The organism is Gordonia sp. J1A (assembly GCF_055393515.1).
On sequence record NZ_AP041607.1, the window covers coordinates 1581203 to 1592885 of the forward strand.

Here is an 11683-nt window from a genome sequence, read left to right on the forward strand (position 1 = left end):
AAGACAGTGGCCGCGATCGCGGCACGCTGGGGGCGCACTCAGTACCGTCGCGCGGAGTTGTACGGGCCGGCCTTGTCGATCGGCACCACCGCGACCGGCACACCGAAGGTCGATGCGTGCACCACGTAACCGTCGCCCACATACATCCCGACGTGCGTGGCATCCGGGTAGTAGATGATCAGATCTCCCGGCTCGAGGTCGTTGCGATCGACCGGGGTGCCGCCTGCGAGCTGGGCCTCGCTGGTCCGCGGAATCGAACGTCCGGCCTGCTTATAGGCCCACAGCATCAGGCCGGAGCAATCGAACTGGTTCGGCCCGGTGGCGCCCCAGACGTACGGATCACCGATACGCGAGATCGCGGCCTGGACGGCCACGAGTTCCGGAGAGGTCCCCTTCGGCACGGCCCGGGGGTCGAAGTTGTACTTCGGCCCGCGCAGCGCGGCGAGCTGCTTGCCGGTCATCGACTGGTAGATGGCGCGGATCTGAACGGCTTCGATCTGCAGATTCGCCTGCTTGGCCTGCAGTTCACCGCGCTGCTTCTCCGAGGCGGCAATGGCCTGGGTCGCGGCTGCGGCGGTCTTCTCGGCCTCCGATTTGGCGGCCTTGGCCTCGCGTGCGGTCTTCACCACCGACCGCAGGTCGGCCGCCGACTGGCGGGACATCACTTCCAGACCCGACATGTTGTCGAGGAGATTCTGGGGCGAATCGCTCACCAGCATCGCATAGAGGCGGTTGATGCGAGCGCCGCGGTAGCTGACGCGCGCGAGGGCGTCCACCTTCTTCTGGGCCGCGTCCATCTGGCCCTGCATCGCGGTGAGCTGATGGGCCGCCTTGTCGGCCTTGCGTCGTTCGACGGCGACGATGCGGCGCTGCTTGTCGTACTCGACCTGCGCGGCGTTCATCGCCTCGGAGGTCTTCTCGGCGTTCACCGAGAGCGAGCGGTACTTCGAGAGCAGTTGGTCGGGGGTGCGCGCCGGGTCGGCTGACACGGGGGCCCCGACCATGATCGTCGACGCGGACACGGCTGCCAGCCCGAAGGCGGCCGCCCGTCTGAGCGTCCGGGACGTTCGACTCTTCAACACCACTCGCACTCGATCCTTCATACCCGTGAGGGCGGGCCGGCGCACTTCACGCCGTCCCGCCCTTCACCGAAGTTCAAACGGCAGTCGCTGCTCAGTAGCGGCGAATACCCGTCAGGTTCCACGCGTTCACCTTGTCGCGCTTCACCGGAACGCCCTCGGTGGACGAGTGGACGAAGATTCCATTGCCGGCGTAGATGCCTGCGTGGCCGCCGCCGTTGAAGATCAGGATGTCGCCGGGCTGGGCCTGTGCCAGCGATGCGACGGGAGTGCCGCCGCCGAGCTGACCGTAGCTGTCACGCGGGATGATCTTCCCGGCCTGCTTGTAGGCCCACGAGGTCAGACCCGAGCAGTCGAAGGCGTTGGGGCCGGCCGCACCGTAGACGTACGGCGCGCCGATCTTGGACTCCGCGTAGCGCAGCGCCTTCTTGGCGCGCACCTGCTGCGGGGTGCCGATGTCCAGGCTCGGGGCCTGCGGGGCCTTCGGCACCAGGTTCTGCGGCAGTCCCGGAACGTCGAAGGTGCCGACGTTCGGAACGGTCACCGGAGTGGCATGTGCGGGAGCTGCGGCGAACGCCAGCGATCCGCCGATGGCGATCGAGCCGGCGAGCACTGCGGACTTGGCGGCCTTACGGCCGGCACTGGTCTGCTCCAAACTATGTTTGCCCACGAAAACACGTACTCCTTGTTGTTCTCCCTTATCGCCGACCGGGTTAGCTGTCGGGTTCGGGCCGGAAGAGATGGACCCTACGCAGGCAGAAAGAAGCCCGAAGCTTCAATCCTTGTGCGATTCACCCCAATCCGCACGCACGATTCACATCGGTCGCACGGAGGAAGTGGTTCCCCGGTTCGCCCCCGTTGGTGAGGGCGATTAGGCGATGACCCACCGGGCACCCGGACTGCTCCGGGACATCCCTGACTGGAAGGTCTCGGAAAGATTACGAAACCCTGACAGCGATGTCCACTGGCCCGCCGTAGGCGTGCCGTCCACTACCGGCTCACACGGCGCGGAGGCCACCCGGCCACGACTCCCGGAAAGTGTCATCACCTGCGACGACACCCCGTTTGGCCGCACCCGCGACCTCAGGGGAGATCAATTCTGTGTCAGCGAACACATCGATCGCGTCGGCGAGTTCGGCACCGGCGGGGTCAGGGTTCTCCATGACCCCATAACCGCTGGTGGGCGGACCGAAGAAGACCTGCATCATGCAGTCGCCGCAGGCTCGCGCTCGCATCGGACACCGCGCACAGTCAATTTTCATGTGATCTGCCTCTCATCATCTCGGTGGAGACGGCGAAACCGGGCAATCACGTTGTCCGCGACCCGAAGACGTCTCGTCGCCGTCGACCTCGGGTGGAGACTACGACGCCCCTACGACATCTCCGTCCGTCGAAGCGCGTCGGGCCGGGGCTGTCAGAGCCCCGCCGTACGGTTCGGCCATGACCGTCGAACAGCTGTCGTTCGCCGACCTTCCCGAGGCCGACGAGTTCACCTCCGCTCCATTGCGGGAGACCACCTTCGTGGTGGTCGACCTCGAGACCACGGGCGGCAGTCCGGAGAACGACCGCATCACCGAGATCGGTGCGGTCAAGATCCGCGGAGGCGAAGTGCTCGGCGAGTTCGCGACGCTGGTCGACCCCGGGCGCGCGATCCCGCCGCAGATCGTCGCCCTCACCGGAATCACCACCGCCATGCTCTACGACGCGCCAGCCGTCGAGGCGGTGCTGCCGTCCTTCGTCGAGTTCGCCCGCGGGTGCGTCCTGGTGGCGCACAACGCCCGCTTCGACATGGGGTTCCTGCGGAGGAGCGCTGCCCGAGCGGGCCTGCCGTGGCCGTTCTCCGCGTCCCTGTGCACTGTGGTGATGGCCCGACGGATTCTGAGCAGGCAGGAGGCGCCGAGCGTCAAACTCTTCGCGCTGGCCGATCTGTTCGACGTCTCGGTCCGGCCGACCCACCGTGCGCTGGACGACGCCCGTGCCACGGTCGACGTCTTCCATCGACTTCTGGAGCGCGTCGGCGACCAGGGGGTGCGAACGGTGGGCGATCTGACCACGTATCTGCCCCGGGCGACGCCGGCGATGCGCGCCAAACGCACGATGGCGTCCGGGCTCCCCCATCGGCCCGGCGTCTACCTCTTCCGCGGTCCGTCGGAGGAGGTCCTATATATAGGTACCGCCGTCGACCTCCACCGTCGCGTCTCCGGGTACTTCAACGGAAGCGACACCCGCACCCGGATCGCCGAGATGGTCTCACTCGCGACCCGCGTCGATCACGTCGAGTGCGCTCATGCGCTGGAGGCCGGGGTCGCCGAACTGCGACTCCTCGGAGTCCACAAGCCGTCCTACAATCGCCGCTCCCGCAATCCGCAGCGGGGCTGGTGGATCACCCTGACCGCCGAGCGCTTCCCGCGCCTCAAGGTGTCGCGCACGCCGGGGACCGAATCGCTCGGGCCGGTGACGAGCCGGGCGGTCGCGCTGGAGGTGGCGGACGTCCTCTCCGGGGCGGCGGGGCTGCGGACGTGCGGCGCCGACCTGAAGAAGGCGAGTCACCACTGGTGTGAGGGGCCGACGGAGGCGGGACGACTGCCGGATCCGCTCGTCGCGACGCTGCCGGGAACGTGCCGCGCCGCCAGTGACCGCCCGCAGACGCTGCCGGACTACCTCTGCCGAGTCGAGGCCGTACGCGACCTGATCTCGGGACGGTCCGACTCGCTTCTCGCGGTTCTGTGCGAACGCGTCGAGTACCTGGCCCAGCAGCGCCGGTTCGAGTCGGCGGCCCGGGCGCGCGACCGGCTGTCGGCGACCATCGAGACCCTCGCCCGGACGCAGCGGCTCGCGGCGGTGGCGCAGCGGCCGGAGGTCGTGGGCGCACGGCCCGACGGTGCCGGCGGCTGGGAGCTGAGCGTCGTCAGATACGGGCGCCTGGCCGGCTCCGCGCACGCGGCTCGCGGCGTGGCCCCGATGGCGGTCGTCGAACGACTCAGAGCCGCGTCCACGACCGTGTTGCCCCCGGCCGACGACAGCGGACCGCTCGCCGGTGCGCCTGCCGAGGAGACGGCGCTGATCGAGCGATGGCTGTACGAGTCCGGTACGCGGTTGGTCGACGTGAGCGACCAGCTCTCATTGCCGATCGGCGCGGCCGAGCGCTGGCGCGACTTCGCACGCATTGCGCGATCGGCGCGCGAGGCGACGAGTCGCTAACGGCCTGGCGGCAAGCCACTAGAGTCGAGCCCATGATCACCGCCATCGTTCTCATCGGAGCCGACATCCATCAGATCCCCGAGACGGCCCAGGCCGTCGCCGAGATCCCGGGCGTCACCGAGGTGTACTCGTGCGCCGGCGACGTGGACCTGATCGCCAAGGTCCGGGTGCGCAATCACGAGGAGATCGCCTCGGTGGTGACCGGCGCCATCAACCGTCTTCCCGGTGTCCGCACGAGTGCCACGCACATCGCGTTCCGCAGTTACGCCAGCGCCGAGGTGGAGGGCGGGTTCTCGATCGGCGAGGCGTGACGCGCCCCGATGTCCCGTCCGACCGAGGCGTCCTGCGCCCCGAGTCGCTTCCCGAGTTCCATCGACTTCCCGCCATCGGCGCGACGGCCGACCTGGTCCGGTGGTTCTGGATCTGCCGCTGGCAGCTGCCGACCGGCCGTGTCAGCCGCCAGGAGGTCATCGGCTTCGGCGCCCTGAATCTGGTGGTTCAGCACGATCACGTCGTGGTGGCCGGTGCGACCACCCGGATCAGTCATCGGGACCTGGCAGGAACAGGATGGGCCGTTGGAGCACTCCTGCGGCCCGCGGCCGCAGGAGCACTCCCCATCCGTCCCGCCGAACATCTCGACACCGTCACCGTGGTGTCCGCACCGGACCTGCACGCCGCGGTGAGCACTGAGATGACCACTGGAATGGGCTCCCCGCCCGACCCCGCGGCCGCTGCCGAGACGGTGGGACGGTGGCTGCGGGCTCGCGCGTCGCTCACCGACGAGGCGCTGCTCGCGAACCGCGCGGTGACCGCGCTCGAGTCCGACCCCGCTCTGATCCGGGTCGATCAATCGGCCGAACTCTTCGGGATCAGCGAACGGACCCTGCAGCGCCTCACCGCCAAGTACGTCGGCCTGTCACCGGCGGCGTTGATCCGCCGCCGTCGACTGCAGGAGGCGGCGCACCGCGTCCGGACACGGCCGGACGAATCCCTCGCCGAGATCGCCGCCGAGCTCGGCTACACCGATCACGCCCATATGACACGCGACTTCGCCTCGGTGCTCGGGTTCACCCCGAGCCGCTACCGCGCGGGAGGGTGAGATCAGCCGTGCTCGGCGGCGAGGCGGTTGCTGACCTGCGCCCAGCGCGACAGCAGGTCCGCCGCCCCGCCCGAGTCGATCACGGCCTCGACCCTCGCGAGAGCATCGCGCATCGCCGCGATGAACTCCTCCTGAGTGAACATCTCGTCCTGTTCGAAGGCGACCACAGCGGCCGCGGCGTTGAGGACCACCGCGTCACGCACCGCACCGCGGGCACCGGCGAACATCTCACGGGCGATCTGCGCGTTGACCGAAGCGTCTCCGCCCTGCAGGGCTGACAGCTCGACGAGATCGATTCCGAGATCTCGGGGATCGAGGGTCAGTTCGCGGGAACGGCCGCCGATGATCTGCCACACGGTGGAGGTGGTGGTGGTCGTCAACTCGTCGAGACCGTCGTCGCCTCGAACCAGAAGCACCCGGTTGCCGCGCTCTGCGAAGGCCTGCGCCAGCACCGGCGCGAGGTCGGAGAAGGCGCAGCCGATGAGTCCGGCTTCCGGCGACGCCGGATTCGTCAGCGGCCCGAGCACGTTGAAGACCGTCGGAATGCCGATCTGACTGCGCGGCGGTCCTGTGAAGCGGAAGGCCGGATGAAAGACCGGCGCGAAGCAGAAGCCGATACCGAGTTCCTCGACGCACTGCTGGACCGCGGCTGGCGGCAGCGTGATCGCCACGCCGAGCGCCTCGAGCACGTCGGCTCCGCCGCTCTTCGACGAGGCCGCACGGTTCCCGTGCTTCACCACCGGAACACCCAGAGCGGCCACGACCACCGATGTCATCGTGGAGATGTTGACGGTGTGGGAGCGGTCGCCCCCGGTCCCGACGATGTCGACCGCCGCCCCCGACACCTCGATGCGGTTCGCGAGCGCGAGCATCGCCTCCGACAGCCCTCGCAACTCCGACGACGAGGCGCCCTTCATTTTGACGCCGACACCGAACGCAGCGATCTGTGCGCCGGTCGCCGCGTCGGACATGATCTCGCGCATCGCCCACGCCGCCTCGTCCACCGTCAGATCGACCCGATCGGTCACTTTGCCGAGTACATACGGCCAGGTGTAAGCGTTCTCGGCGGCAGTCACGTCGTCAGCAGTCACGCGAACCACCCTAACGGCAGCCTCCCGGACGCGTCAGCGGAGTATCCGCCGCAGTTCAGCGACCGGGCGCACCGGCTTCCCCGGCACCCGCCGGCCGCAGCACCGCCCAACCGACGACGGCCCCCTCCGCGCGCGAGACCATGCTCGCGATGCGGGCCCGCTCCCGAGAGAGCGCCACCGCATCCACCGGCATCACCCGAGCAAGCGCGAGGGTCGTCAGCGCGTCGTCCGCTGTGTCGGGCCCCGCAGCCGCCACACGCTCATCCACCGGACTCTCGTCGACCGCGTAACCGTCCGCACCGACACGCTCGAGGACACCGCTGACCGCCGAGGCGGGCAGTCGCACCACATGCCGCAGAACCACGGCCTCGGTCGAGGCGAACCCCGCCTGCGCCAATGCCACCGAACTCGCGACCGTCTCGTCGGTGCCGGAGACGACGACCCGCAGATCCGGATCGCCCACCACGGGCTCGGGTGCGCGCGCGGCGTCACTGCGCCAGGGCAGCTTCCACGAGACCATCACGCCACCTCACGCCATATCGTCATGGCGTCCACCGTAAACCCTCATCCTGGTCTCAGGACACGCCGGTAGACTCGTCGTCATCGGCTCTACCTGCGGAAAGCAGGCGACTTCGAGCAATTTTCCGACCCGGGTGGTCAACGGTTACTACGAACCGTCATACTTCTCTTGTGACTAGCGCTGTGGGTAACTCAGAAACCGCCATCACCTCACGCGTGCACTCGCTGAACCGTCCGAACATGGTCAGCGTCGGCACCATCGTGTGGCTGTCGAGCGAATTGATGTTCTTCGCTGGCCTCTTCGCGATGTATTTCGTCGCTCGGGCCAATGCATCGGACGGCTGGCCGCAGCCGCCGACACATCTGAACCTCTGGCTCGCCGTGCCGGTGACCACGGTTCTGATTCTCAGTTCGTTCACCTGCCAGGCAGGTGTCTTCGCCGCCGAGCGCGGCGACGTGTACGGCCTTCGTCGCTGGTACACGCTGACCCTGCTGATGGGCACCTTCTTCGTGTGCGGCCAGGCCTACGAGTACTACTCGCTCATCAACGAGGGCACCACGCTCTCGTCGAGCGCATACGGGTCGGTCTTCTACATGGCGACCGGTTTCCACGGCATGCACGTCATCGGCGGTCTCCTCGCGTTCGTCTTCCTCCTCATCCGCACACGCCTGTCGAAGTTCACTCCGGCGCAGGCGACAGCTGCGATCGTCGTCTCGTACTACTGGCACTTCGTCGACGTGGTGTGGATCGCGCTGTTCGTCGTCATTTACTTCATCCGGTAGCCCCCGGCGGCCGAAGAACCGGCCGGCCCGCCGGACCGGTTCACATACATTCAGTCCAAACCGCTTAGTAGAGAGTCACAGATGAGATCATCTCCACCGAGTTCGCCGGAAGACCGCGACCCGTCCGATGACAACAACGACGCCGCGCGCGCTAAGCGGCGTCGCAAGCTCCGTCGCCGAGCCAGCGGCACCATCTTCCTTCTGCTGGGCCTGATCGCCACCGGCATCATCGCCGCATTGATCTCGCCCAAGCCGCAGGTCGCGACCGCCGACGACAAGAGCGCGAGCTCCGTCGCCGCAGGCAAGCAGCTGTACGACACCTCCTGCATCACCTGCCACGGCGCCAACCTCGAGGGCGTCCGGGACCGCGGTCCGTCGCTCATCGGCGTCGGTGACGCCGCGGTGTACTTCCAGGTCTCCAGCGGCCGCATGCCGGCCTCGCGCAACGAGGCTCAGGCGCAGCGCAAGCCCGCCAAGTTCACTGAGGCTCAGATCGACCAGCTCGGCGCCTACATCCAGGCGATGGGCGGCGGTCCGTCGGTCATGTACGAGAAGGACGCCGACGGCAACATCAAGTACAAGGACGGCTTCCCCGTCCTCGCGATGGACTCGCTGCGCGGCACCGACATCGGCCGCGGTTCGGAGCTGTTCCGTCTCAACTGCGCCTCCTGCCACAACTTCACCGGTCGTGGCGGCGCTCTCTCGGGCGGTAAGTTCGCTCCCCCGCTGACGGACGTCAACCCGCAGCAGCTCTACACCGCGATGCTCACCGGACCGCAGAACATGCCCAAGTTCTCGAACCGTCAGCTGTCGGTGGACGAGAAGAAGAACATCATCGGCTACGTCCGTTACGTGGACACCGCCAACCCCAGCGGCGGTTACGGACTGGGCGGTTTCGGTCCGGTCTCTGAGGGCATCGTCATGTGGGTTGTCGGCGTGACGGCGGTCGTCGCCGGCGCAATGTGGATTGGATCACGAAATTGAGCGACACGAGTAAGGACGTCCCGTCCGACGACGAACTCGCCGCAATGTCTCGCGACGAGAAGGTCCGTCTCGGTACCAACCTCGACGGAGTGGAGATCATCCACCGCGCCGAGCGTTTCCCCGAGCCGGGCACGAAGGCCGAGAAGCGCGCCGAGTTCGCTGTCGCGATCTGGTTCGTGCTGGCAGGCCTCTTCGCCATCGCCGGCTTCGCGCTGTTCATCTGGAATGAATGGCAGTTCCGCATGCCGGACGAGTCGGGCTACTGGGCTTACACCCTGTACACGCCTCTGCTCGGCGTCACCTTCGGTCTCTCGATCCTGTCGTTCGGATTCGGCGTCGTTCAGCTGACCAAGCGGTTCATCCCGGCCGAGATCTCGGTGCAGGATCGTCACGACGGCGGTTCGGCGGAGGTAGACAAGCAGACCATCGTCGCTGAACTCGACGACACGCTGGAGACCTCCACCCTCCCCCGCCGCAAGATGATCATCGGTTCGGCGGTCTTCGGCCTCGGCGCACTGTCGGTGGCCGGCGGCGTCGCCGCGATCGGCGGCTTCATCAAGAACCCGTGGGCCAAGGGCGACGACGCTCCCCTGTGGCACACCGGTTGGTCGCCGATCTACAACGAGACCAAGGGCGAGACCGTCTTCCTGCGCCGCGACACCGGCAACCCGTACCAGGTGGCCCTGGTCCGACCGGAGGACCTCGACGCCGGCGCCATGGAGACCGTCTTCCCGTGGCGCGTCTCCGACGGCTACGGCGAGACCGAGGAGTCCCGCCACAAGCTGCTCGAGGGTCTTCGCGCGGTCCGCAACCCCGTCATGCTGATCCGCCTGCGTCCGGCCGACGCCGAGCGCGTCATCAAGCGCAAGGGCCAGGAGAGCTTCAACTACGGCGACTACTACGCCTACACGAAGGTCTGCAGTCACCTGGGTTGCCCGACCTCGCTGTACGAGCAGCAGACCAACCGGATCCTCTGCCCGTGCCACCAGTCGCAGTTCAACGCCCTCGAGTACGGCAAGGCGGTCTTCGGACCGGCCGCACGTGCGCTGGCGCAGCTGCCCATCAGTGTTAACAACCAGGGCTACATGGTCGCCAACGGCGACTTCATCGAGCCCGTCGGACCGGCATTCTGGGAGCGTAAGTCATGACGATCGCTGACCGCCTCGCCACGCAGGCAGAAGAGGTCGACTCGCGGTACCACCTCGCGGCCGGTATGCGTCGACAGATCAACAAGGTCTTCCCCACCCACTGGTCGTTCCTGCTGGGCGAGATCGCGCTGTACAGCTTCATCATCCTGTTGCTGTCCGGTACGTACCTGACTCTGTTCTTCGACCCGTCGATGGCTCACGTCATCTACGACGGCGCCTACCAGCCGCTCAACGGCGTCACCATGAGTCGCGCGTACGAGACCACGCTGAACCTCTCCTTCGAGGTCCGCGGCGGACTCTTCGTTCGCCAGATCCACCACTGGGCGGCCCTGCTGTTCGCCGCGTCGATCATCATCCACATGATGCGAATCTTCTTCACCGGCGCGTTCCGCCGCCCGCGTGAGGCGAACTGGGTCATCGGCTGCTTCCTGCTGCTGCTGGCGATGTTCGAGGGATTCTTCGGGTACTCGCTGCCGGACGACCTGCTCTCGGGCACCGGTGTTCGCGCCGCGATGTCGGGCATCGTCCTGGGCATTCCGCTGATCGGTACCTGGGTCCAGTGGGCCCTGTTCAGCGGCGACTTCCCGGGCGACATCATCATCCCGCGCCTGTACGTCCTGCACATCCTGATCTTCCCGGCCATCATCCTGGGTCTGATCGGTGCTCACCTGGCTCTGGTCTGGTACCAGAAGCACACGCAGTTCCCCGGCCCCGGCCGCACCGAGAAGAACGTCGTCGGCGTTCGCATCCTTCCGGTGTTCGCCGCCAAGGGCGGTGCCTTCTTCGCCATCATCACCGGCGTTCTCGCCCTGATGGCCGGCGTCTTCCAGATCAATGCGGTGTGGAACATCGGCCCGTACAACCCGGCGCAGGTCTCGGCGGGCTCGCAGCCCGACATCTACATGATGTGGACCGACGGCTTCGCCCGACTGATGCCGCCGTGGGAGCTCTACCTCGGCAACTACACGATCCCCGCGATCTTCTGGGTCGTTGTGGTCATCGGCGTGATCTTCGGCCTGCTCTTCACGTACCCCTGGATCGAGAAGAAGCTGACCGGCGACACCGCGCACCACAACCTGCTGCAGCGTCCGCGTGACACCCCGGTGCGCACGGCGGTCGGAGCGATGGCCCTGGCGTTCTACATCATCCTCACGGTGAGCTGTATGAACGACATCATCGCGCTGAAGTTCCACATCTCGCTCAACGCGACCACCTGGATGGGCCGCATCGGTCTGCTGGTGATCCCGCCGCTGGTGTACTTCATCGCGTACCGCTGGGCATTGTCGTTGCAGCGCAGCGACCGCGACGTCCTCGCACACGGCATCGAGACGGGCATCATCCGCCGCGAGCCCAAGGGCGAGTACATCGAGATCCACCAGCCGCTCGGACCGGTCGACGACCACGGTCACCCGATCCCGCTCCCCTACGAGGGCGCGCCGCTGCCGAAGCGGATGAACAAGCTCGGCGCAGCGGGATCGCCGGGTTCGGGCACCGTGCTGGTTCCGGACAGCGCCGAGGATCAGGCGCTCAACGAGCGCATCGCTCACGAGCAGCACGAAGCGGAGAAGCAGGCGCTCATCGCCCTGCAGGAGAAGGGCGGCAAGGCCCTCGACTGATCCGCACAGTCACCACGACGAAGGCCGTCTCGCACCAGCGAGACGGCCTTCGTCGTATCTGCGCTCCCCTCCCCCACCGGCGACGGTGCGCGCCCTCGATCGGTCGCCGAGCGACGGACCACGGCCGAGCTGTCGGCGGCCGAACGGGAACTGCGCAAGCGTC

The 11683-nt window shown here is 67.2% G+C and carries 12 protein-coding genes and 1 riboswitch; of the genes, 7 read left to right on the forward strand and 5 right to left on the reverse strand.

Features of this window, described 5'->3' with window-relative positions; genetic code table 11:
- Positions 1-38: 38 nt before the first annotated feature.
- The 3 genes from ACZ5QD_RS07360 to ACZ5QD_RS07370 all read right to left on the reverse strand — a co-directional run bounded on the left by ACZ5QD_RS07360 (position 39) and on the right by ACZ5QD_RS07370 (position 2314).
- Complete coding sequence (locus ACZ5QD_RS07360; protein ID WP_006895297.1) at positions 39-1085, reverse strand: C40 family peptidase; 1047 nt, start codon at positions 1083-1085, stop codon at positions 39-41.
- 88 nt (positions 1086-1173) lie between these two features.
- Positions 1174-1749 carry a C40 family peptidase gene (locus tag ACZ5QD_RS07365; protein ID WP_006895296.1) on the reverse strand — a complete coding sequence of 192 codons (576 nt, stop codon included), beginning with the start codon at positions 1747-1749 and terminating at the stop codon, positions 1174-1176.
- Positions 1750-1767: 18 nt separating this feature from the next.
- Positions 1768-1967, reverse strand: a riboswitch (cyclic di-AMP (ydaO/yuaA leader).
- 110 nt (positions 1968-2077) lie between these two features.
- Complete coding sequence (locus ACZ5QD_RS07370) at positions 2078-2314, reverse strand: hypothetical protein (RefSeq protein WP_231650306.1); 237 nt, start codon at positions 2312-2314, stop codon at positions 2078-2080.
- A 205-nt stretch (positions 2315-2519) separates the two neighbouring features.
- Here ACZ5QD_RS07370 and ACZ5QD_RS07375 point away from each other — a divergent pair, with 205 nt between their 5' ends.
- The 3 genes from ACZ5QD_RS07375 to ACZ5QD_RS07385 are packed head-to-tail and all read left to right on the forward strand — an operon-like array spanning position 2520 to position 5379.
- The gene (locus ACZ5QD_RS07375; RefSeq protein ID WP_006895294.1) at positions 2520-4280 is read left to right on the forward strand and encodes a DEDD exonuclease domain-containing protein; all 1761 of its coding nucleotides are present in this window, start codon (positions 2520-2522) and stop codon (positions 4278-4280) included.
- Positions 4281-4312: 32 nt separating this feature from the next.
- Entirely contained in the window at positions 4313-4591 is a 279-nt protein-coding gene (locus ACZ5QD_RS07380) for an Lrp/AsnC family transcriptional regulator (protein ID WP_006895293.1), read from the forward strand.
- Entirely contained in the window at positions 4588-5379 is a 792-nt protein-coding gene (locus ACZ5QD_RS07385) for an AraC family transcriptional regulator (RefSeq protein ID WP_006895292.1), read from the forward strand. Before ACZ5QD_RS07380 ends, ACZ5QD_RS07385 begins: the two co-directional genes overlap by 4 nt.
- 2 nt (positions 5380-5381) lie before the next feature.
- Here ACZ5QD_RS07385 and trpD read toward each other — a convergent pair whose 3' ends face one another.
- On the reverse strand, positions 5382-6470 hold the full coding sequence (trpD, locus tag ACZ5QD_RS07390) for an anthranilate phosphoribosyltransferase (RefSeq protein ID WP_006895291.1): 1089 nt from the start codon (positions 6468-6470) through the stop codon (positions 5382-5384).
- Between the two features lie 55 nt (positions 6471-6525).
- Complete coding sequence (locus tag ACZ5QD_RS07395) at positions 6526-6990, reverse strand: hypothetical protein (RefSeq protein ID WP_278124048.1); 465 nt, start codon at positions 6988-6990, stop codon at positions 6526-6528.
- Between the two features lie 170 nt (positions 6991-7160).
- Between ACZ5QD_RS07395 and ctaE the strand changes: the two genes are divergently transcribed.
- The 4 genes from ctaE (at position 7161) to qcrB (ending at position 11520) form a co-directional block, all read left to right on the forward strand.
- Positions 7161-7772: an aa3-type cytochrome oxidase subunit III gene (gene ctaE, locus ACZ5QD_RS07400; protein WP_039866941.1), complete on the forward strand. Its 612-nt coding sequence runs from the start codon at positions 7161-7163 to the stop codon at positions 7770-7772.
- Positions 7773-7853: 81 nt separating this feature from the next.
- Positions 7854-8756 carry a cytochrome bc1 complex diheme cytochrome c subunit gene (gene qcrC, locus ACZ5QD_RS07405; protein WP_006895288.1) on the forward strand — a complete coding sequence of 301 codons (903 nt, stop codon included), beginning with the start codon at positions 7854-7856 and terminating at the stop codon, positions 8754-8756.
- Complete coding sequence (qcrA, locus tag ACZ5QD_RS07410) at positions 8753-9904, forward strand: cytochrome bc1 complex Rieske iron-sulfur subunit (protein ID WP_006895287.1); 1152 nt, start codon at positions 8753-8755, stop codon at positions 9902-9904. Before qcrC ends, qcrA begins: the two co-directional genes overlap by 4 nt.
- The gene (gene qcrB, locus ACZ5QD_RS07415; RefSeq protein WP_278124052.1) at positions 9901-11520 is read left to right on the forward strand and encodes a cytochrome bc1 complex cytochrome b subunit; all 1620 of its coding nucleotides are present in this window, start codon (positions 9901-9903) and stop codon (positions 11518-11520) included. Before qcrA ends, qcrB begins: the two co-directional genes overlap by 4 nt.
- Positions 11521-11683 lie beyond the last annotated feature (163 nt).